This window comes from Wolbachia endosymbiont of Ctenocephalides felis wCfeT (assembly GCF_012277295.1).
In the GTDB taxonomy this organism is placed as follows: domain Bacteria; phylum Pseudomonadota; class Alphaproteobacteria; order Rickettsiales; family Anaplasmataceae; genus Wolbachia.
This window is the reverse complement of sequence record NZ_CP051156.1, coordinates 1036463-1059573: the sequence shown is the minus strand read 5'-3', so window position 1 is coordinate 1059573 and position 23111 is coordinate 1036463. Positions and strand designations below refer to the sequence as shown.

Annotated in this window: 18 protein-coding genes, 2 rRNA genes and 1 pseudogene; 17 read left to right on the top strand and 4 right to left on the bottom strand. The window is 35.6% G+C overall.

Annotated elements, in window-relative coordinates:
- Nucleotides 1-26 precede the first annotated feature (26 nt).
- From HF197_RS05165 to HF197_RS05130, 8 genes and pseudogenes are all read left to right on the top strand, one after another.
- Nucleotides 27-983: an IS5 family transposase gene (locus HF197_RS05165; RefSeq protein WP_168464516.1), complete on the top strand. Its 957-nt coding sequence runs from the start codon at nt 27-29 to the stop codon at nt 981-983.
- A gap of 46 nt (nt 984-1029) precedes the next feature.
- Nucleotides 1030-1503, top strand: a pseudogene (locus HF197_RS05160) (phosphomannose isomerase type II C-terminal cupin domain); the annotation flags it as partial.
- Nucleotides 1504-1586: 83 nt separating this feature from the next.
- Nucleotides 1587-1928 (top strand): TrbC/VirB2 family protein, encoded by a 342-nt coding sequence (locus HF197_RS05155; RefSeq protein ID WP_168464910.1) that lies wholly within the window; start codon nt 1587-1589, stop codon nt 1926-1928.
- A gap of 81 nt (nt 1929-2009) precedes the next feature.
- Nucleotides 2010-2708: a tRNA (guanosine(37)-N1)-methyltransferase TrmD gene (gene trmD, locus HF197_RS05150; protein WP_168464514.1), complete on the top strand. Its 699-nt coding sequence runs from the start codon at nt 2010-2012 to the stop codon at nt 2706-2708.
- Nucleotides 2705-3070, top strand: coding sequence for a 50S ribosomal protein L19 (gene rplS / locus HF197_RS05145; RefSeq protein WP_168464513.1), 366 nt, complete (start codon nt 2705-2707; stop codon nt 3068-3070). The genes trmD and rplS overlap by 4 nt, the downstream gene beginning before the upstream one ends.
- A gap of 46 nt (nt 3071-3116) precedes the next feature.
- Entirely contained in the window at nt 3117-4358 is a 1242-nt protein-coding gene (locus HF197_RS05140) for a PstA family ABC transporter permease (RefSeq protein ID WP_168464512.1), read from the top strand.
- Nucleotides 4359-4364: 6 nt separating this feature from the next.
- A complete protein-coding gene (locus HF197_RS05135) occupies nt 4365-5165 on the top strand; it encodes a phosphoribosylformylglycinamidine synthase subunit PurQ (protein WP_168464511.1) in 801 nt (266 codons plus the stop codon).
- A gap of 120 nt (nt 5166-5285) precedes the next feature.
- Nucleotides 5286-5690 (top strand): hypothetical protein, encoded by a 405-nt coding sequence (locus tag HF197_RS05130; RefSeq protein WP_168464510.1) that lies wholly within the window; start codon nt 5286-5288, stop codon nt 5688-5690.
- A gap of 71 nt (nt 5691-5761) precedes the next feature.
- Here HF197_RS05130 and HF197_RS05125 read toward each other — a convergent pair whose 3' ends face one another.
- Together HF197_RS05125 and HF197_RS05120 are read right to left on the bottom strand one after the other, a co-directional pair.
- Nucleotides 5762-6058 carry a DUF2610 domain-containing protein gene (locus HF197_RS05125; protein WP_168464509.1) on the bottom strand — a complete coding sequence of 99 codons (297 nt, stop codon included), beginning with the start codon at nt 6056-6058 and terminating at the stop codon, nt 5762-5764.
- On the bottom strand, nt 6059-6418 hold the full coding sequence (locus HF197_RS05120; protein ID WP_174855538.1) for a hypothetical protein: 360 nt from the start codon (nt 6416-6418) through the stop codon (nt 6059-6061).
- A gap of 92 nt (nt 6419-6510) precedes the next feature.
- Between HF197_RS05120 and HF197_RS05115 the strand changes: the two genes are divergently transcribed.
- Complete coding sequence (locus tag HF197_RS05115; RefSeq protein ID WP_168464507.1) at nt 6511-7527, top strand: class I SAM-dependent methyltransferase; 1017 nt, start codon at nt 6511-6513, stop codon at nt 7525-7527.
- A 16-nt stretch (nt 7528-7543) separates the two neighbouring features.
- Here HF197_RS05115 and HF197_RS05110 read toward each other — a convergent pair whose 3' ends face one another.
- Both HF197_RS05110 and HF197_RS05105 read right to left on the bottom strand, forming a co-directional pair.
- Nucleotides 7544-9343 carry a ribonucleoside-diphosphate reductase subunit alpha gene (locus HF197_RS05110; RefSeq protein WP_369800030.1) on the bottom strand — a complete coding sequence of 600 codons (1800 nt, stop codon included), beginning with the start codon at nt 9341-9343 and terminating at the stop codon, nt 7544-7546.
- 33 nt (nt 9344-9376) lie between these two features.
- Entirely contained in the window at nt 9377-10390 is a 1014-nt protein-coding gene (locus tag HF197_RS05105) for a class I SAM-dependent DNA methyltransferase (protein WP_168464505.1), read from the bottom strand.
- A 387-nt stretch (nt 10391-10777) separates the two neighbouring features.
- Between HF197_RS05105 and HF197_RS05100 the strand changes: the two genes are divergently transcribed.
- The 8 genes from HF197_RS05100 (at nt 10778) to HF197_RS05065 (ending at nt 23099) form a co-directional block, all read left to right on the top strand.
- A 23S ribosomal RNA gene (locus HF197_RS05100) occupies nt 10778-13545 on the top strand.
- A gap of 58 nt (nt 13546-13603) precedes the next feature.
- Nucleotides 13604-13710: ribosomal RNA gene (rrf, locus tag HF197_RS05095) — 5S ribosomal RNA — on the top strand.
- A gap of 142 nt (nt 13711-13852) precedes the next feature.
- Nucleotides 13853-14956, top strand: coding sequence for an outer membrane protein assembly factor BamB family protein (locus tag HF197_RS05090; protein ID WP_168464504.1), 1104 nt, complete (start codon nt 13853-13855; stop codon nt 14954-14956).
- A complete protein-coding gene (lpdA, locus tag HF197_RS05085) occupies nt 14949-16334 on the top strand; it encodes a dihydrolipoyl dehydrogenase (protein WP_168464503.1) in 1386 nt (461 codons plus the stop codon). Before HF197_RS05090 ends, lpdA begins: the two co-directional genes overlap by 8 nt.
- 2 nt (nt 16335-16336) lie before the next feature.
- Nucleotides 16337-17284 carry a tyrosine-type recombinase/integrase gene (locus HF197_RS05080; protein WP_168464502.1) on the top strand — a complete coding sequence of 316 codons (948 nt, stop codon included), beginning with the start codon at nt 16337-16339 and terminating at the stop codon, nt 17282-17284.
- 201 nt (nt 17285-17485) lie between these two features.
- Nucleotides 17486-17797, top strand: coding sequence for a hypothetical protein (locus HF197_RS05075; protein WP_369800002.1), 312 nt, complete (start codon nt 17486-17488; stop codon nt 17795-17797).
- 69 nt (nt 17798-17866) lie between these two features.
- Nucleotides 17867-20185, top strand: coding sequence for a VirB4 family type IV secretion/conjugal transfer ATPase (locus tag HF197_RS05070; protein WP_168464909.1), 2319 nt, complete (start codon nt 17867-17869; stop codon nt 20183-20185).
- The gene (locus HF197_RS05065; RefSeq protein ID WP_168464500.1) at nt 20166-23099 is read left to right on the top strand and encodes a hypothetical protein; all 2934 of its coding nucleotides are present in this window, start codon (nt 20166-20168) and stop codon (nt 23097-23099) included. The genes HF197_RS05070 and HF197_RS05065 overlap by 20 nt, the downstream gene beginning before the upstream one ends.
- Nucleotides 23100-23111 lie beyond the last annotated feature (12 nt).

Genomic DNA, 23111 nt, shown 5'->3' with positions numbered 1-23111 from the left:
AGGCATTTAACCGACAAAGGAAAAATATGCCAGTCAAAATGAAAGTCAGTAACTGCTACGAATATAACAAATTTCTCCAAGAAAGAGGAAATATTTTTTATTACGTCAACGATGCCATAGAAAATTGGTACGAAAAAAGTCCCAAAATGGCCGGTGGCAACAATATTTATAGTGATAAAGTCGTAATTCTAATTCACATAATAACTTATTTGTTTAGAATAGGCCTAAGACAAACGGTGGGGTTTATAGCGGGATACCTTGAGCAAATAGGAAAAAATTTGCAAGTTATCAGCTATTCCCAGGCTTCCAGAAGATTCAAAAAGCTTAACTTAAAAATTAATGATCGAAGACATGATAAAAACAGTATGGAAAATATTGAGATCGCCATAGATAGCACTGGAATAAGCATCTACAATAATATTCCAGGCCATAGTAAGGCAAACGGTACAGATAGAAAGTACCGTGGCTATAAGCAAACAAGAAAATTGCATGTAATGCTGGAGATAGGTAGCAAAAAAGTCATAGCTGCAAAATACAGTAGTGGAGTTTATTCTGACCACTATGGAGCCTGTGATCTTATTGCAAGGGCTAATGCTAAATACAATATAAGCACACTATATGCAGACAGAGCATATAATCGAAAGAAGTTATACAAATTGTGCAATGAGCTTGGCATAAAGACAAAAATTCCTCTGCAAAACAATGCAGTGGAGCATCCAAAGCTGGATTATATGGCTGAGAGAAATTCTACAATCAAGCTCATAAAGTCATATGGTGAAGATGGTATGAAGAAGTGGAAAAAAGAGATAAATTATGGGAAGAGATCTTATATAGAAAGTTTTTTCTCGCGACTGAAGCAAACATTTGGGTTTAGTTTTAGGAACAAATCTGAGATTAACCGTAAGAAAGAAATGCTACTCAAGTGTTATTTGCTGAACAAATTTACTGAAATAGGCATGGCTAAATTTGAGATAGCTTCATGAATTTATTATGCATTGCCTCCTATCCAAAGAGCGATGCAACAAAGCCAGTTCAGTTCTGGAGTTGAGTAAGGTGTTTAATAAAGAGCCACAGTGGAAAGAAGAGCCAAACGCTCAAATGAGTAAGAGCCTATTTTCGTTTATGTCCAAAATAAAAGAAATGAAGAAAGTAACAAAGGAGATAAAACCATGGGGATTTTGTAGTACAATTTTAACTGGTGAAAATTTTCTGGTAAAATATCTACTTATAAATCCATCAAACTGTACTTCTAAACAATTTCATAACTATAGAGATGAGTATCATGTAGTATTATCAGGAACTGGGTGTATTACTCTGGATGATACAGTGCATACTGTGGAAAAAGATAGTGTAATAGAAATTCCAAGAAATGTTTCTCACAGAATTGAAAATAGGAGCAAAGATTCACCGATTGAGATAGTTGAGTTTCAGGTGGAAGAATTTTTATCTGACAATGATATAGTTAGACTTGATGATATGTACGGAAGGGCTTTACAGATGTAAGATAATAATACATAACATATAGACGGATGGTAAATTTTGTTTTACAACCGTGTGTCTCAAGCATTTTTAATGAAGGCAAAAAAATGAGCTCTATAAAAAAAATTCTCAGTATTTTGTGCATAATATTGCTTTTTTCTTCCTCAGGTTATGCAGATCCTAATACTCAGCCAAGTGGTACTGCAATGGATGATACAACTACAGTAATATGTAACATTATCAAGTATATTTGGGGTATTGGTGGGCCGCTTATGACGGTGGTATTTATTGGTGCAGCTTTGCTTGCAATATTTGGTAGGATGCCTTGGCCAGCTCTTTTTGCATTAGGTATGTTCTGTGGTGTATTTTTTGGTGCTAAGGCAATTATAATGAAGGTTATGCCTAATATAAGCAGTAATATGCTAGTAATGCAGCAGTGTGGAAATTAGTTGATAATTCGCAAGAATATTTTTTTGTTGATTGACAGCGGCTTTGCAAAAGGGTCGCTCAATTAAAAATCTATTGAAGAAATGGCATTTAATGTTACAATATTAACTATATTTCCAGAGATGTTTCCTGGCTTCTTAGATTATTCTCTTGTTGGAAAAGCGCTGAAGGAAAAGATATGGAATCTTGAAGTGGTAAATATTCGCTCTTTTGCTAAAGATAAGCATTCAACGGTAGACGATGTTCCATATGGAGGAGGAGCTGGAATGGTTATGCGTCCTGACGTAGTTGGTGATGCAGTAGATCATGCGCTCTCTACACATAAAAACACTAAATTCATTTGTATGACTCCTTCTGGAATGAAATTTAATCATAAGATTGCAGAAGAATTGATAGAATGTTCCCATATAACAATACTCTGCGGTCGATTTGAGGGTATTGACCAAAGGATAATAGATGCGTATACTCCTTATGAGTTAAGTATTGGAGATTATATACTTTCGGGAGGTGAACCGGCTGCTATGGTGGTTCTCGATGCATGCATCAGGCTTCTTCCTGGTGTAGTAAATAACTCTGATAGTATCACTGAAGAGAGCTTTAGTTATAATGGTGGTATACTTGAATATCCTCAGTATACTAGGCCTGAACAGTGGAAAGGATATAAAGTGCCTGAGATTTTGTTATCTGGCAATCACAAAAAAATAAGTGATTGGAGAAAAGAAAAGTCTCATGTTATAACGAAAAAGCGTCGGTCTGAATTATTGAGTGGAGATGATAAATGACAAGTTTACTTGAAAAATTTAACAAGCAGCAAATACAACAGCTAGCTAAAGAAATTCCAGAATTTCGTCCTGGAGATGATTTAAAAGTGGTTTTTAAAGTAGTTGATGGTGGAAGTGAGCGTATGCAGATATTTGAAGGTGTATGCATATCAAAGAGAAAGCGTGGATTACATTCCTCTTTTTTAGTTAGGAAAGTAAGCCATGGAGAAAGTATAGTATCTCAATTTTTTGTCTACTCTCCTGCATTGGTTTCAGTGCAAGTAACAAGAAGAGGGAAAGTTCGCAGAGCAAAGTTGTATTACCTGTGTAAGCTATTTGGAAAAGCTGCAAGAATTAAAGAGCGCACTGTTCGCAAAAGTTAGTGCATAACGCTAAAGTCTGGAAGATTTTTTACAGGTACTCAAATAAATGAGTATAAAAACAAAATTCCTGAAGTTATTGCAAGCTAGGCGTGTACATAATCGCATTAAAAGAAAAAATAAAAAAAACAAAGCGTTACGTTTTTGTTCTTTGACAGCTTTATTCATCTCGCTTGGTTCTCCTATATGCATATTGTTCAGTATATTAATTAATTCTTACGGCGCTTTAACAACAACAAAAATTTTGCTGCCAATTGAAATCAGTGCTGACTTTAGATTAGATGGTGATATACGATATAAGTCCATTAAATTACTAAGTAATTCTTTACATAAAGTATTTAAAGGGGCTGATTTTACAGATAGTGATGAAATCTTAAGTCGTAACTCCCACAAAGAGTTAGAAAAATTTCTTCACAGAAAAACAGAAGGTGGTGGCAAATATGAGGTTTGGTTGACTGCATCGAGCATGATAAATTCCATTAATAAGGGAAATTATAAAGATGATCACTATTCTGCATTACTTGATTGTCTAAAAAAGCAAGAAAGAGTAAAAAAAGTTTTTAATAAGTCTTTGTTTATTAAATCTGATTCTCGTGAGCCAGAAAATGCAGGGATCTTGGGAGCACTTATCGGTTCATTGATGGCGATTATAGTGTGTTTAGCGTTGGCACTACCTATAGGGATTATGTCTGGCATCTGTCTTTATGAGCTTATGAATAAAAATAGACTAATAACTAACATTTTAGAGATAAGTATCAATAATCTTGCTGCAGTTCCTTCAATAATATTCGGTGTGGTGGGTTTAACCCTATACCTTGGCATGTTAGGACTGCCTCGTTCTTCGCCACTTGTTGGTGGTATGACTCTTTCATTTATGATGTTACCTAATATCATAATTGCAACGAGAAATGCTTTTGCTAGTGTGCCTATTGCAATAAAAAATGCAGCTTTTGCCCTTGGAGCACCTCATATTAAGGTAATATTTGATCATTCATTACCAATTGCGTTACCAAGAATAATACATGGCACTGTATTGGCAACTGCAAGAGTGTTAGGTGAATCTTCCCCCTTGCTGATGATCGGTATGGTGGCATTTATAGCTGATACTCCTACGTCTTTTTTCGATCCAGCAACTGTTTTACCTGTACAGATATATATATGGTCAAGCAGTCCCGAGATTGCATTTGTTGAGCTTGCTGCCATCGCAATTATAGCGTTATTGTTGATATTATTTGCGTTAAATTTAGTAGCAAATTTTGTAAAGAGGAAGTTTGAATTTTTTAATTTTTAATAACTCATGAAAATCACTGTTCTGTTTGGTTATGGCTTAAATTGTGAAAAAGAAACTGCATTTGCATTTATGGAATGCAGTAGAAAGCTTGGTATTAACAATATTGAAGTAAAGATTGTCCATATCAACGAAATTATAGATAATCCAAATGAACTAAAGTCAAGTAACATACTTGCAATTCCAGGGGGCTTTTCTTATGGCGACGACACTGGTGCTGGAAATGCATTTGCTTTACGCATTAAAAATAATTTATCTGATGAATTTCAAGAATTTTTATCTCAAGACAAACTCATTATAGGAATATGTAATGGTTGCCAGATATTAGTAAAGCTTGTTCCAGAATTTTCTAATTTAGCTTTAATTCGTAACGATATGGACAACTATCAATGCCGTTGGGTAAGAGTTAAAGTAAATTCAAAAAGTAACTCTATTTGGTTACATAATCTGGATGAGCTTTACCTACCTGTTGCTCATGGAGAAGGTAAATTTTTTATGGATAATAACGTTCTAAATCAATTGATTGAAGATCATTCCACTGCGTTGCTATATATAGATGAAAATAGCAATTATGCTAATTTGCAATTTTCTTACAATCCAAATGGATCTATGTATGACCTTGCAGCTTTATCAGATAAAAGTGGTAGAGTGTTAGCCTTAATGCCTCACCCAGAGAGAGGAATATTTTTCACTCAGCAAGACAATTGGCCACTTGAAAAAGAAAAATGCAAACGTTCAGGTACTAGCGTGCCAAAGTATGGTGATGGCATGCTTATATTTGAAAATGCCCTTAGGTATTTTGTGAGTTAGGTGGTACATAAGTGTTGAATTGTAGTAATAGCAATTTTTAGTTGGCGGTTTTATTAGGAGAAATTTTACTTTAATCTCATATGATATGCACTTCATATTAATCAAGTGGAGGCTAAAAATATGACAAATAAACTGGAATTACAAAACGTTGTTCGATACAGTCCTGATGCTAATCCAGATAGTGTAGGGTATAAATATTATGGGGTCACAGCAAAAGATCCAGATTTAGGTGTAGCCGCTAGATTAACACTTAACAATTCACACTATATACGCAATGCTCTTGATTCAGAAAGAGATGAGAAAGAAACGGCTAATAGAACATTTGACTTAAAACTTGATTTGCTTGATGAGAAAACTGGTGCAACCAAGCGGGTCTGTGGAATGGAAGGTGTAAAAATTGATGGAACAGTTCAGTATGACAGTGAAAACCGTGCTTTTGCTGTAACTTTAGATGAAAATCAAGATTCAGGAAGGATTGATTTCTTAAATACTTTAATAGGGAATCACTTAGATCTTTTTGCTTAGTAACAGTATAAAGGGCATATATCTTATGCCCTTTTTCCATTTTTTATTATTTTTTTAATACAGAATTGAGATTATTCTTGTTTGTTATCGTCTTCTTTATCTTTTTTATTGCTATGGCTTACTACAGTAATTGCATAAGCACATAATTCCGAAAAAGAAATTCCATTTTCTTGAGATAATTTATGTAATTTTTGTAAGCTTTCTTTAACTTTGTTAGGAATGTTTCCTCCGCGCTCTTTTGTAAGCCAACAATCTTGATGATGAATTGGATGAGTATCGCTTTTTGGATTGCCTATATATATTGCAAAAGGAGAGCTTTGCCCTTTAAAATCACATTGTACGGTAAACTTTTTTATAGATTCAGCCATTTATAGACCTCTGCCTTTCTTTTTTGTAGTAACGGGTGAAGGGAGTGGTGTTTTCATGGAATGTTGTAAATGAACGGTACTTTCTCTTCCCTCCAGTCCCTCCAGAGCTCGAAGGACGTCAGCTTTTCTTAACCGAGACTCTTTTGCTACTTGCATTCCATTTTTTACCATTATCTTAGCATGTGCTAATACTTTTTTCACTAGCTCTAAATCGCCATTAAACATTTGAAGTAGCACTTGAAACACTTCTGCCAAGGTTAATCCGTCATCAGGATTTATAATCTTGTTTTCTATAAAGTTGACAATTTCTGTAAATTTGTCACCATTTTGAGATATGGTAGTATCGTTCTGATTTTCCATGCCGCTATTCATAGACTCAAGTGTATATTATATATATAAATACTCTACTACTTTATATTATGGTGCACGATAGTTAAACATTTATTAATAATATGCTCGCTCATATACATGAATTAATTAATAAAAATCAAGGATCAATATCTCTAAGTGATTTCATGAGTTCTGCTTTATATCACGAGAAATACGGATATTATATGAACAAAGTGTCCATTGGTAAAGATGGAGATTTCATTACTGCCCCTGAAATCAGCCAGCTATTTGGTGAAGTAATAGCAGTTTGGATAATGAATACATGGGAAAAGCTAGGAAAGCCACCAAGATTCTCTTTAGTTGAACTTGGGCCAGGTAAAGGAACGCTAATCCACGATATAATAAGAGTGACTAGAAAATATAGCAGTTTTTTTGATTCAATGTCACTTCACTTGATTGAGGTTAGTCCAGCTTTAAGAAAAGTACAAAAGCAAACTTTGAAAGATGCAGAAGTAAGTTGGCACGAGGATATAGATAATCTGCCAGAGCAACCAATGATTTTCCTAGCAAATGAATTTTTTGACGCTCTGCCAGTTGACCAGTTTGTTTATAAAAATGGGGAATGGTATGAAAATAGAATAACAAAACAAGGTGACAGTAACTTCAATTTTACTCAGTTCAAATTGGTTCCAGAATTAGCGATGCGTGAAAAGCTTTTCGATGGTGCAGTATTAGAAATGTGCACGGCTAGAATTGATATGATAAAAAAAATTGAAGAGAAAATACACAGTAATAAAGGAGCTGCTTTAATCATAGATTATGGCTATATATACCCCACGTACAAAAGCACTCTGCAGTCAATAAGACAGCACAAATATACTGACGTTCTTGAAGGTATAGGTAGTAGTGATATCACTACGCTTGTAGATTTTAGCGCATTGCAAAATGCACTAAAATACACAGATTGTGAAATTCTTACTCAAAGGGAATTTTTATATTCCTTTGGTATTAAAGAAAGGATGCAAATATTAATGAAAAATGCAGATAATGAACAAAAGAGTAGAATTTTAAGTACATTTCTTAGATTAACTGAGAATATGGGTACGCTATTTAAGGTGATGTTGCTCCTGAATATTTAATTTAATAAAAGCTTCGCTATTGGCACGATAGGCATTCGCCATAATCAATATCCGTTTGTTGTTGGAAAGCTTCACTTTTTTGGAACACATCATGTGAGATTTTATCAGCTCTTTGCATTGATTGTGATCTACAGTAATATAGGCTTTTCAGTCCCTTTTTCCAAGCAAGAGCATGTACTTTATGCAAATAACGCTTATGTACATTGGCAGGCAGAAATAAATTTACTGATTGAGCTTGGCAAACATAAGGCGTTCTATCACTTGCATGTTCTATTATCCATCTTTGATCTAGCTCATATGCGGTTTTAAACGTAAGTTTCTCATGCTCACTAAGAAAATCTAAATGCTGAACAGAACCTTCATTTGTTGAAATTGAAGACCATACCTTTTCACTATTTTGATTTTTTTCTGCTAATAACTTTTGTAAAAACTTGTTTCGTACTACAAACGAGCCAGTTAGTGTTTTTTGTATGAAAACATTTGCTGCATATGGCTCTATTCCAGGAGAAGTATTACCTGCTATGATAGAGATTGAAGCAGTTGGAGCAATGGCAAGTTTGTGTGTAAATCTTTCCATTAGACCAATTTCTTTTGCATCAAGACACGGCCCTTTTTCTTCTGCTAATTTTTTTGAAACTAAATCTGCTTGTTCGCGCAAATACTTGAATATTTTTTTGTTCCATTGCTGTGCCATTACTGATTCAAAAGGAACCATTTTGCTTTGCAAAAATGAATGAAAGCCCATTACGCCAAGACCAATACTACGCTCTCTTATTGCAGAATATTTTGCCCGTTGCATTTCATCTGGTGCCTGACTGATAAAGTCTTCTAGTACGTTATCAAGGAAACGCATTATATCTTCTATGAAGAGTGTATTATCTTTCCATTCTTCATAGTATTCAAGGTTTACGGATGATAGACAACATACAGCCGTACGTGATTTACCTAAATGATCATAACCTGTAGTTAGAGTGATTTCACTACATAAATTTGACATTTTTATGTCTAAATCCAGCTCTTTGTAAGATTTTGGTTTATTATTGTTTGTTGCATCAAGAAAGAGAATATAGGGCTCTCCAGTTTCGATTCTTGCTGTTAATATTTTTATCCATATATCACGTGCTTTTACAGTTGAAATAATTTTATTGTTATGGGGACTAATCAAGTCCCATTTTTGATCTTTTTCAACAGCTTGCATGAATTTGTCATTTACAATTACGGCATGGTGTATATTTAAAGCTTTACGATTTGGATCACCGCCTGTTGGTTTGCGTATGTCTAAGAACTCCTCTATTTCAGGATGGGAAACAGGGAGATAGACTGCTGAACTTCCTCTTCTTAATGATCCTTGACTGATTGCAAGTGTGAGAGAATTTTGCACCACAATAAATGGTACAATTCCTGATGTTTTGCCACTGCCTTTTACGCTTTCACCAATTGAACGCAAGTTACCCCAGTAACTTCCTATTCCACCCCCTCGTGCAGCAAGCCAAACGTTTTCATTCCATAAATCAACTATTCCCTGTAAACTATCTTCAGTTTCGTTAAGAAAGCAAGAAATAGGTAATCCTCTTTTAGTACCACCGTTACTCAATATTGGTGTTGAAGGCATAAACCATAAATTGCTCATGTAATCATAAAGGCGCTGTGCATGTTCTTTGTTATCAGAGTAATAGTTGGAAATGCGTATAAAGAGATCCTGATAACTTTCATTTTCTATTAAATATCTATCTGATAAAACTGCTTTCCCAAAATTAGTCAATTTGCTATCTTTCTCGTAATTAATACTAATATTATTCATAAACTCCTCTTTAATATTATTTTTATCAAACACTATTTTGAGCAACAATTAAGCTAAGCTTTTTAGGCTTTTTTGTGGATGCTGTAATACAAACAAGATACCGTCAACTTGACTGCCATACATTTTACAGTAACTCATATAACTTATTTGCATATTTATTTCTTTTGCAACACGCTGGACATAACCCTCTGAATGGCGAAAATAATCTCCTTTATTGATAAAGTCGACATCTTCACTTTCTTTTCTTCTGATCAAACATATGATGGCCCCCTTTTTGCTCATAGATCTTTTAGCTAATTCTAGCTCTGTTTGAAAATCATATGAATAATGTAATACTTCAGATAGTATGATTACGTCATATAGATTATTTTTCTCTTGCTTCAAGAATTCTGTCATTTCCATATGTATCAATTCGTTATAAACAGGTTTACCCTTTATAAAACACCCTCTAGCAATATTTAGCATTCTATTTGAAATGTCAATTCCTGTTATGTGACCTCCAATATTGTGTATTTTTAAGAAGTGACCACATATTCCAGTTCCGCAGCCAAGGTCAAGTATATTAAGCTTAGAAGTATCGTTATTAAAGATTTTTGTGACTGCCATGTGTACAAGTTCATGTCCTCTGTATTGTTTAGCAATTAACCAATGCTCAACAAAATATTCACCTGTGTAGTCGAAGTATTGCTTTATGATATTTTTAGGTAGTTCTGTAATAAGAGAGGGATTTGCCATTTTTTGTATGTAATAAGATGCTTCTTTATAATTATTGTCGAGCTTCAGTGTTTTTGTTAAATAATTATAAGCTTTACTAGTGTTTCCTGCTGCAAAATGACACCTTCCAATGTTATACCAAACTATAGGTAGATTGGGATAAAATATGCTAATCAGCCAAAACCTTAACTTTGCATCCGATATATTGCCTTTATAGAAGTGATATAAGCCCATCTCAATATTTGTATTTAACAGATTTTTAGATTTTACAAGGAATGTTATAGTTCCTTTATGAATGGCATTGTATTTATTTATGGCGAACTCTTTTACTTTTTTAATACTAAACATGCTGATTAACTTATAAATAAAATTTGAGATAATATTTACTTAAAAATAAATTATCTTTAATATCTTTAAACATCTTAGCTAGCACTTTCAAGCAGAGATGATTGCTGGAACATTGTATACTACAAAGTATCTTTTTCATTAATTTTCATTGCACATAATATTACCCATATTTTATAGATTTTACCAATCAGGATTACCAGTATATTATTGTTGCAAATGTAAGTAAATGTTTTGTATAAAAAAACGTTGACATATTGTTCACTGGCTTATACCATATAAAGGTTAATTAAGTTTTTAGATGTTTGACAAGTTTTATGGTAGAGATTAATTTAATCTCAATTCAATTTTAATAATATTTAACTCTGCATATTCTGCATATAGTCGGATAAATAAATTATTAAGAGCACTTGATGGATGCCTTGGCGTTAAGAGGCGATGAAGGACGTGGCAGGCTGCGATAAGCTGCGGGGAATTGTCAACAAATTTTGATCCGCAGATTTCCGAATGGGGAAACCCAACTAGCTTTGCTAGTTATTACATAGTAATATGTAAAGCAAACTTGGTGAACTGAAATATCTAAGTAGCCAAAGGAAAAGAAATCAACCGAGATTCCGTTAGTAGTGACGAGCGAAAGCGGAAAAGGCCAGTGACTTAGAAATAAGAATTAGAATACTCTGGAAATAGTAACCATAGAAGGTGATAGTCCTGTATAAGTAGAAAGTTTCTAAGTCCTTGAGTAGGGCGGGGCACGTGAAACCCTGTTTGAATGTGGGGGGACCATCCTCCAAGCCTAAATACTCCTTAACGACCGATAGTGAACGAGTACCGTGAGGGAAAGGTGAAAAGAACCCCGGGAGGGGAGTGAAATAGAATCTGAAATCGAGTGCTTACAAACAGTTGGAGCTTTATATTTCTTGTAAAAGTAGTATTAAAGTGACAGCGTACCTTTTGCATAATGGGTCAGCGAGTTAATCTGTGAAGCAAGCTTAAGCCGTTAGGTGTAGGCATAGCGAAAGCAAGTCTGAATAGGGCGTTTTAGTTTTATGGATTAGACCCGAAACCAAGTGATCTAGTCATGACCAGATTGAAGGTGTGGTAAAACACACTGGAGGATCGAACCAGTTAATGTTGCAACATTATTGGATGAGTTGTGATTAGGGGTGAAAGGCCAATCAAACTTGGAAATAGCTGGTTCTCCGCGAAATCTATTTAGGTAGAGCGTTGTATGTATATTATTGGGGGTAGAGCACTGGATAGACTAGGGGGATTCACCGTCTTACCAAATCTAACTAAACTCCGAATACCAGTGATTAATTATACAGCAGGCACACTGCGGGTGCTAAGTCCGTGGTGGAAAGGGGAACAACCCAGATCACCATCTAAGGTCCCAAAATTACAGCTAAGTGGGGAAGGAAGTGGAAAGACCATTACAGCTAGGAGGTTGGCTTGGAAGCAGCCATCCTTTAAAGAAAGCGTAACAGCTCACTTGTCTAAATAAGTCTTTCTGCGCTGAAAATGTACCGGGGCTAAAGCTGTATACCGAAGATGTGGGTGCTTGTTGGTTGCGGTCAACAAGCGCGGTAGCGGAGCGTTCTGTAAGTCTGTGAAGGTGGTTTGTGAAGACTACTGGAGATATCAGAAGTGAGAATGCTGACATAAGTAGCGTAAAAGAGTGTGAAAAACACTCTCACCAAAAATCTAAGGGTTCCTACGTTAAGTTAATCTGCGTAGGGTTAGTCGGTTCCTAAGGCGAGTCCGTAAAGGAGTAGTCGATGGCAATCAGGTTAATATTCCTGAACCTCTTAAGTGTGACGGATTTTGTATTTGTATAGACCTTATTGGATTGGTTTATGCTTAAAAGAAGTCCCAGGAAATAGCACTTATATTTATGAGGCCGTACCGTAAACCGACACTGGTGGATGAGTAGAGTATACTAAGGTGTTGAAAGAATGATGTTGAAGGAACTCGGCAAATTATACCTGTAACTTCGGAAGAAGGGTAACCTGTTTTTAGGCAACTATTGGCAGGTGGCACAGAATAGGGAGTAGCGACTGTTTACTAAAAACACAGGACTCTGCGAACACGTAAGTGGAAGTATAGGGTCTGACGCCTGCCCGGTGCTGGAAGGTTAATAGGAAGGGTGCAAGCTCTAAATTGAAGCCCCAGTAAACGGCGGCCGTAACACTGACGGTCCTAAGGTAGCGAAATTCCTTGTCGGGTAAGTTCCGACCCGCACGAATGGCGTAACGATTTCTCCGCTGTCTCCAACATCAATTCAGCGAAATTGAATTCCCCGTGCAGATGCGGGGTACCCGCGGTTAGACGAAGAGACCCCGTGCACCTTTACTATAGCTTTACATTGCTATTAAAAGCGTGATGTGCAGGATAGGTGGGAGACTTTGAAGTTATGGCGCTAGCTGTAATGGAGTCAACCTTGAGATACCACCCTTTACGTTTTTAGTATCTAACTATGTTTCATTATCTGGAACTAGGACATTGTATGGTGGGTAGTTTGACTGGGGCGGTCGCCTCCTAAAAAGTAACGGAGGCGTGCGAAGGTAAGCTAGAGCTGGTCGGAAATCAGCTTGATAGTATAATGGCATAAGCTTGCCTGACTGCGAGGCTGACAAGCCAAGCAGAGACGAAAGTCGGTCATAGTGATCTGGTGATTCTGTATGGAAGGGTCATCACTCAACGGATAAAAGGTACGCCGGGGATAACAGGCTGATGGTGTTCGAGAGTTCATATCGACGACACCGTTTGGCACCTCGATGTCGACTCATCACATCCTGGGGCTGAAGAAGGTCCCAAGGGTTCGGCTGTTCGCCGATTAAAGTGATACGTGAGTTGGGTTTAGAACGTCGTGAGACAGTTCGGTTTCTATCTGCCGTGGGTGAAGGAAATTTGAGAAGATCTGACTCTAGTACGAGAGGACCGAGATGGATATACCTCTGGTGTACCAGTTGTTATGCCAATAGCATCGCTGGGTAGCTATGTATAGATGGGATAATTGCTGAAAGCATATAAGCAAGAAACCCTCTTCAAAAAGATTTCCCAATTAAGGCCGTGGGAGACTACCACGTTGATAGGCTAGGTGTGGAAGCATGGTAACATGTGGAGCTAACTAGTACTAATAGCCTGATTGATTTATTTTCTTTCTGTATGTGTATATGCAGTGTTAAATATTATATTGAATTTAGAAGATTTTGTTGACTTGGTGGCTATAGCAAAGATGAAACACCCGATCCCATCTCGAACTCGGAAGTGAAACTTTTTAGCGCTGATGGTACTTGAAAAGGGAGAGTAGGTCGCTGCCAAGTTTATAAAATCTTCTTTTAATTTTTTTTAATCAAACTAAACTGTAATCCAAAAATAATTTCCTAACTTTGTTTTTGATGGAATATTTCCGTTGTTATTAGAGCCTCTAAGGTGTATATTTTTACTTTCAATCTATATTAAAGAATGAGAGCGATAATTTTGATGATAGTGTTGTTGTGTAGCAATTATACAATGGCAAGTGAGAGTGTAAGTCTTGTAGATAAGAAGTTATCACAAGGATATGTAGCTCCGGTACGTACAGATGATAGCATTATTTTAGCAGATAAGCATGGAGCGCTGTACTCTTTTGATATTGATAACTCAAAAGTGCTAAATTGGAAGGTACATACCATAGATAAAAAAAATATAGGCAATATGAGCCTTTCGTATCATGGGGAGGATGTCTTCTTTATAGTAGATAATATTTTGCATGTAGTAGATGCAAAAACTGGTGAGGTTCGCTGGGAGAGAGAATTAAGATCGCCAGTAAGAGGAAAAGCAGCTGTAATAAATAGTAAGTTAGTAGTGTTAACTGTTGATAATTATCTTCAGGCGTTTGATGTAAGAGATGGCAGCACTATTTGGTCACATCAAAATGGTATCAGTGAAGTTCGAGGTTTATATTCTATATCACCAGCAGTTTCTAATGATAAAGTAATAGCACCGTTTTCAAATGGCGAATTAGTGGCTTTTAGTGAAGATGGTAAAAGATTATGGAGCCAAAAGTTATTTACAAGCCTTTTGGATACACAGCTTACAGATATTACAACGACACCAAGAATACTTGATAATATTGCGATAGCTACAAGTAATTCTTACATTTACGGTGTTGATATACAGTCAGGAAGTATTTTATGGTCTAAGCCGTTACAAGTAAAAAGTGTGTCGGATATTAAGTCATACTATAGTCCAGTAATGAAGGAGAAAAAGAAAGGTGGAAAGATTTTTATAATTACTAAAGATGATAGAATAATTGCTATTGATATACAAAATGGTGAAGTAGTCTGGCAGTCTGAGTCAGTAGAAAATACACAATTTTTTGCTCCAGTTATGTACGCTTATACGCTGTGGGTAACAAGTGATCAGGGTTCCATAATTGCTTTTCCTGGATCTAAAACCTCAGGAAGGGTTATCAAAATACCTGGTAATGTATTCCATACACCGGTATTTACTCGCGATAAAATATATTTAACAACTGAGGGGAATGGTGTTTATTCTTTAGAAAATAGGTTTGTTATGTATGACTGATTATGATCTGATTGTTATAGGTGGTGGTCCTGGGGGTTATAAATGTGCTATTGCTGCTGCAAAATTTGGGTTAAAAGTTGCGTGTGTAGATAAAAACGATATTTTTGGAGGTACATGTCTTAGAGTTGGTTGCATACCATCTAAAGCGCTTCTTCACTCCTCCTATCAGTACTCTCACACAAAAAATGATCTGTCAAAGCTCGGTATAAAAATCAAAGGTGTAAATTTTGATCTAAACGAAATGCTGAGCTATAAAGATGCTAGAGTGCAGGAACTTGGAAAAGGCATAGAATATCTATTTAATCTTTATAAAATCACTAAAATTAATGGGCTTGGCAAAATTACCGCTTTTGATCAAGGCAATCTTGAAGTTTCGGTTGAAGGAAAGGTGCTAAAAACAAAAAACATAGTAATTGCAACTGGTTCTGATGTTAGTTCTTTACCTGGTATTAATATTGATGAGGAAAATATTATTTCGTCAACTGGTGCACTTTCTCTGACTGAAGTGCCAAAAAGGCTTGTAGTAATTGGTGCAGGAGCAATAGGGCTTGAAATGTCTTCTGTGTGGAGCAGGCTTGGATCTGAGGTTACCGTAGTTGAATTTTTTGATCGGATTGCTGCAGCTATGGATAACGAATTAAGTAAATCCTTACTTTCTAGCCTACAGAAACAGGGGATAAAGTTTTTGCTCAGCAGCAAGGTTGAGGAGATAGAACAAGGTAAAACTTTAAATGTGAAAGTTTTTTCTACAAAAGATAATCAAATGAGTACCATAGAGGCAGATAAAGTTTTAGTAGCAGTAGGGCGCAAACCATGTACTGAAGGTCTTGGTATTGACGACAAAATCGGAAAAGATAATCGTGGCTTTATTCAAGTGAACAATAAATATGAAACTAATGTAAAAGGAATATTTGCCATTGGTGATGTGATAGGTGGTGCAATGCTTGCTCATAAAGCAGAAGAAGAAGGAGTAGCAGTTGCGGAAGTAATTTCAGGACAATTACCTCATGTTGATTATGAAATTATACCGTCAGTTATTTACACGCATCCAGCAGTTTCTTCAATTGGTAGAACTGAAGAGGAGTTGAAAAATGCTGGCCGTAAATATAAAATTGGCAAGTGTCAGTTTGCTGCAAACGGTAGAGCAAAAATTACTGACGATGCTGAAGGGTTTGTAAAAGTGCTGGTCTGTAGTGAAACGGACACAATATTAGGTGTTCATATTATAGGAGCGTATGCTGATACATTAATTAATGAAACAGCAGTTGCAATGGCATATGGTGCAGCAGCAGAGGATATATATAGAATTTGCCATTCTCATCCTGACATAAATGAAGCCTTCCGTGATGCATGCATAGATGCTTTCTTTAAGAAATAATAGTGGATCTTAATTCAATTATTGAAAATTGGTATGAGTGGCTAAGATGTAATAGGTCTTACTCACCCAATACTTTAGAATCATATATGAGGGATTTAAAAGATCTCATGATTTTTCTTACCTCTCATATTGGTGGGGAAGTAAATGTTGGTACCTTGAAGAAATTAAGTGTACCTGAATTGAGAAGCTGGTTTAGTTCTCGCTATGCAAGAGGCGTAAATGCAAGATCCAACACTCGCGCATTGTCTGTAGTGAGAAATTTCTTTAAATATATAAAGAATAACCACGGCATAGAAAATGATGCTGTATTTTCCTTATCAAGACCAATTCAGAGGAAAACCTTACCTAAAGCATTATCAATACCTGATATAAAGGTTTTAATGAAAGAGATGAAATTATCTGACCTTGGTGAGTTTTGGGTAATAAAAAGAGAAATTGCGATTATCATGCTGCTTTATGGTACAGGGCTTAGAATTAGTGAAGCGTTAAACCTTAAGGTTGGTGATATTAATAATGAAGATTTAATCATTACAGGTAAGGGAGATAAACAAAGACAAATATTCATCCTTCCAGTAGTAAAAAAATTTATAGAAGAATATGTAAAAGCCTGTCCTTATCTTGGTGTTAACAATAAAACAGAATACCTTTTTTTAGGGGTAAGAGGAAAAAAACTTGGTAGAACTTATGTAGCTAATCGTCTGCAGAAGATAAGGAGAATTTTCAATTTACCAGAATTTCTCTCTCCACATGCATTTCGCCATAGCTTTGCTACTCATTTGCTTCAAGGGGATATTGATATAAGGTCAATACAACAGTTGCTTGGCCATGCAAGTCTAGAGACAACTCAAATTTACACTCACTTAAATTATCAAGATGTTTTCGATATGTATAAAACGTTTCAACAAAGTTTGGAAAAGAAGAAAAGTTCAACTACTGTTGCTGATAGTTGAAGAGTATGCATGTATATCCATGAATAACTATTAAATATATATTACCTATGCAAGACAAGTAAATTCAATTATTGTCTACCAGTATAAAAGCTGTTATAATGTAATGGTGCATAAGAGGTATTGATGTGTATTCATAGAGTTTTAGTTGTTCTTGCTCTTTTTTGCTTTATCTTGACACCGTATTCCAGTAAAGCACGTGACATGAACGTAAACAATGAGTTAAGTGATATACAAGAATCAATAAGGGATTTCATTTCTTCCTTTTCAATTAGAGATACTATAGAAAATAGTAGTCCTACGACGATTATAGTATTGTGTATAGCCGCAGTAGTGCTTGCAATAGTGTTCAGAGGCCTTATTTTTTTTGTAATAATGCTTGGTGTGCTAGTGATGATGTTTGGTAGCACACAAAAGGTTATAGATTATTTAGAGGAAACACTTAATATTGGGCAGGATATAGGCGTACAGTCTAAAAGCACACAAGATGAAGATGTTAATAAGAAAGAAAAATAAGATAGCATTTTTATATTTTTTAATTATTTTTACTAAATATATATATGTTATACGCGGCTAAAAGTGCAAATGACTAACCCCAAACTTGAGAAGAAAAATAATTCAGCACCAATAGAAGGTATCGACTTAGACTTTATTCCTTATGCTTGTCACTACGATGAGGAAACCATATTAACTAAACAGGGTGAATTATTAAAAATAATCAAGTTAGAGGATTACGCCTCTGCCGATAATTGCAGCGATCTTAGAACTGAAATTAGAAATAGTGTATCAAAAAATGTTGACAGTCCATATTTTACTGCTTGGATCCATACTGTAAGAAGGCATAATAAACTCAACTTACATTGGGACAAAACTAAAGATTTCTCTGATAAGCTACATTCAACGTGGTTTAATAAATTAACTGATAGTAGGTTAAAATATATAAATGAACTGTATATAGTAATATTATTTAGCGGTTTTGGTAAGCATAACTATAATTCATTTCTTTTTAATAGGATAAGGAGTAAGCAAAAGTCTTTTTTACAAGAAAAACATCAGCAATTAGAGAAGGTGGCTGACTTGGTTCATAAGGATTTAGAGCCTTTTGGAGCTAGGAAGCTTGGAATAAGATTTCATGAGGACAAAATGTACTCCGAAGTGGTGGAATTTCTTCATTATCTTGTTACTCTAACACGTAAGAGTTACCAAATACAGGAAAGAGATCTATCTCAACATATTAGAAGTTTAAGAATAGCCTTTGGCTTTAACATGTTTCAAACAATATTTGGAGATCAACAGAAGTTTGGTTCCATATTTAGCCTAAAAGAATACAGAGAGATCCCTTTAAACAATATAGATAGATGCCTGCAGCTTGAATCTGAGTTTATCATCACAGAAATAATGATGTTTTCTAGCAATAGTAAAGAGACAAAGGAATTTACAAAACAGATTAATATGCTAAAAATCAGCGAAGGTAATACTTTATTGCAGAATACAGGAATAGCAGAAGCAGCGGAAGCAGAAAAGACTGCTGTATGTCAGCAGAAAATTATTTTTACTGTTTTTGCTGATGATAGAGCGAGATTAGCTAAAAACATTAGTAATTTGTCCTCTACGATGTCATTAATTGGTTTGATGATGTTCAAAGCCGACCTACATATGGAAAATCATTTTTGGGCGCAGCTTCCTGGCAATTTCATTTTTGTCACACAACCAAAAAACATTTTGAAGAAATATGCTTGCAGCTTTGCTATGTTGCATGACTTTACCTCAGGTACATTGAAGGGAGGCAGATGGAAAGAAGCGGTAACTGTTTTTTTCTCAAAAAAAGGAGATCCTTACTTTTTTAATTTTCATGGAAAAAAAAATAATGGACATACTACAATACTGGGAGCTCCAAATTCTGGTAGAACATCGCTAATCAACTTTCTACTTTCAGAATCAAGAAAGTTTAATCCAAGGATTGTCATATTGGACAACACTGGAAAATCTATAATTTTTATAAAGGCAGTAAATGGTCAATATTATATAGTTGATCCAAAGTATAAAGAAAAAAGTCTAAAATTTAATCCACTAGATGTTGAGGATAATGCTGCTAATCGCAGTATGCTAGTTGAGTTGATCAAGAGAATGGTTGGTTCAGCAGATATGGAAGATAAGATAAAAAGAGTTGTGGATTCCATATTTGCGATACCAAGAGAATCACGCTCCTTTACACAAATTTCTGAAGTTCTCCTGCTCTTAGGTGGAAAGATAAACAAATGGTGCGGTGATGGAGAATTTGCTTATTTATTTCAGGATAGTAGTGAATCAGGCGTTGATTGGGAGGCAAAAACTATATCAATTAATACTGCAAATCTCACAAAACAACCAGAGTGCATGTCCGTGATACTTTACTATTTTTTATATTCTTTTGAGGCAAAATGTGACGGCTCGCCAGCAATACTTGTTTTGGATGAAGCTTGGGAGATTAGTAATATCTTTCCTACGGAGGAAGAATTTGATAATTGGATGCAAAGAATGACGGATTTGAATGTTGTAGTAATTTTAAGCACTGAGAACTTAAATCTAGCATTTGCTAGCAAATTTACTCAATATTTAGATAAGCATGTTGATACAAGAATTTTGATGCCGAATATCAATGCGAATAGGTTATACATGAAAGCGTTTTCTTTATCTAAAGAAGAGTTAAATATAATCTTGCAAACGCCAACGCAGGAAGGTTTGTTTTTAATAAAGCAATATAAAGGGTTAGTAACTTTAAATTTAGATTTAAAGAATATGCAAGAAATTCGCGTGCTTTCAGCTAATAAAGAGACTATAAAGTATATGTATGAGGCAATAAAGGAGAAGGGCGAAGCAGTTAATAGGTGGTTACCGGTGTTTTATGAAAAGTGTAAAGCTTAATTTTTTATTTGTATTATTCTTGATTCTTGGTTTTGCATGCAAAGTTGGAGCTGATTGTCCTGGCCTTGTATATAGTAATACCAATGCTGAGTCTGGAGGTAAGAAAGCTTTGGATGGTCTTATAGCAATTTTGAGTTTTGGCGCTGCTGGAGGCTTTCAAGTAGACGAGAAATTATATCATTATATTACAGCAAAGAAAGTTAAAGATCAGGGTATTGATGGTTACTTTAACCCGAAAATTGAAGTTTGCGATTTTGAAGGAAAAAAGAATTGTTATCAATTGCATAGTGGAACATCATGCCAAAAAATATATGGAACGCAAGACAGTGGAGGCGGAGTTTCAGCAGCAGTTTTTATTGACTGGGAAGGAGATAAAACGAAAATTGGAGGGACTATGGGAGGAGGTCTTGAATGGGAATGGGCAGAAGGTGTAAGTGAGGCAGAACAAGAGGAATTTGCCAACTCTCCTAAGATATGCGCTTGCAGCCAAAAAGGAGCTTGTCTGGGTGGAGTTTCTGCATATTTTGCTAGAGTGTTTTCGGGAGAGAATATTTTTCGTCCTGGAGAAATGGAGAAAGCTTGTGATACTTGCAACTGGGGCAGCCGGGGAAAGCAAAAAATAAAATGTGCCCCAGTACCGCTTGCGCCTGGCCCACCTCCGTTTTGTAAACAACTTGAGATGTCGCCACCACAAGTTAGAATTGTTCCAATCACAGAGAGGAAAGATGATGCGGCGCAGAAGAATGATTATTTTAACCCTAGAGTTAAAGTTATATTTGGTAGTGTAAAAAAAGAGAATGGAAGAGGTGAAATAGAGTTAGGCTTCTCTAGTGAATATGGAAAAGATAAGGCTAGAACGCGCTCTATAGCAGATGAAGGAGTGTTGCATTATTTTAAGACATATAGAGAAAAGGGTAAACTCTGTGCTGGATATTATGGAACTGAGAGTACAGATGAAACGAATTTGCAATTTGAACGTTGTTTCCCTGCTCCCTCTGCTCCAGAGCCTAAGGAGATAAATATAGTCAATGAAAATACACTAGAGGTAAAAATTGAGATGAATTCAGGTACTTGTAGGCAAGTAGGAGGATCTTTCTCTGGTGGTACTTGTACCTTTAATGTAGGCACTCGTCCTAAAATAGTTGGCCCTCTCGCCTTGAAAGTAGTAAAGCCGGCAATAGTAGCAAAAACAACTAATAGTGCTAGTGGCAGGAGCAATGTTGATAATGTGATAGAGGGTATATTGGAAAATGATCAGGATGAGGATTTTAAGCTTCTGAAACAATATGGCTATGTTCCTGATATTGAACTTAGATGTTCTAGCAACGGAATTTTTTATAGTTTAGAAGATTTTAATAAAGGGTTAAAAAATAGATCTATTTCATGTGAACTTGATAATACAAAGCAGCTAAAAATAGAAATAAAGTATAAGAAAAGTACCAACAGCAAAATGCTCTGCCTTTCTGGCTGGAAACCAGATCCAGAAGAATTTATTCTTGAAGAACAAGGTAAGATAACACCACTGAAATTAATGGGAGCTAGTTACACTAAATATAATTCTGTCTATTCAGGAGAATCAAGTCAGCTTTATTATTTTCCTTGCAATAAAACAGTTAATATATTAAAAGAAAACACTCAGGGTGATCTGGATGGAATGATATTTAATAAAAAAGGATATATTTCAATTCCTAAAGAAAATAGCGGTAAAGATTTTTGTAATGTGAAAAAAGATGATGAAATGGATGCAAAACAAAATTGCAATAAATGTAAGTTAGCATATCAATTGATCGATGGAAGGCATGAAGAAGAGTGTGATCAAGGAGAGGAAGAGTGTAAGCAGGGGGGTGATGGTTATCTTTGTTCTGATGGTAAGTGTAGTCGCTCAACGCAATATGCGAATAAAAAAGATGATCAGCCATTTTACTTAAAATATAAAGAAGTATCTTATGAAGGTACGGATGGTAGAATGCAAAAAGGTCTACAATTGGAACGGCCATTTAAAGCAAATAGAGCAGAGGTCTTTTATGCTGACAAACTGTGTAGATTTAACTTGGAAGATTTAAAAAGTAGGTTGCGTGGAATAATAATAAGGCAATTGAAAGATAAGAAGGAGAAATTGGAAGAGAAGAATCAAAAACCTTATGATCTTGGAAATGGCTATACAGACGATTTATCAATATATGACTATGTTGAAATAGAAGCATGGGGTGGTGGTGAGGCTGGTCATATCAAAAATACACCTGAAAATTGCATAGGTGCAAGTTGTTCCACTGAAAGCAGATTGGGAATGCCTGGAGATTATATTAAGGCTAAGTTAAGGATTGACCCTAATTATCCTATCATTGAAGTTGAAGTAACAGAGGGAGGCGGGGGAGTTGAGGGTCATATGTCTAATAAGGATGGTGGACCAACTTTTATAAGAATGTGTGATCTAAATAGAATAAACTGTAAACCATTAATTACAGTTGCAGGTGGTGGTAAATATAAAGAATATGGTTGGAAGAGTTATAAAGATACACTAATTCATGAGCAAGGTTTAAAGTTAGAAGAAAAAATTGAAAGAGGAGATAGATTGAGATCTACTGAAGATAAGAAGGTGGCATATATAGAAAATGGTGCAATTAAATATCAAAACGTAACAAAGTGCGATAGGGGTTATGCAAACACAACAAAAGGTGCAGGTGGTTGTATTGATAAAGATAGCGAAACCTACAGCAAAGGTGCTCCTGGTTATGTCAAGATCAAGCCAGTTTTGAGTAATATTGATGAGGACAAAGTAAGCAATGCAATTGACAAGATGATGGAAGGACCAGATGGTATTACAAGAATTGATGATTCTTTGATAAATACACTTGATTCTAGGATAATTGACACGATTAGAGAGGAAATCAGGAAAGAATTATTGGGTAGGTAGCAGAGATTTAAA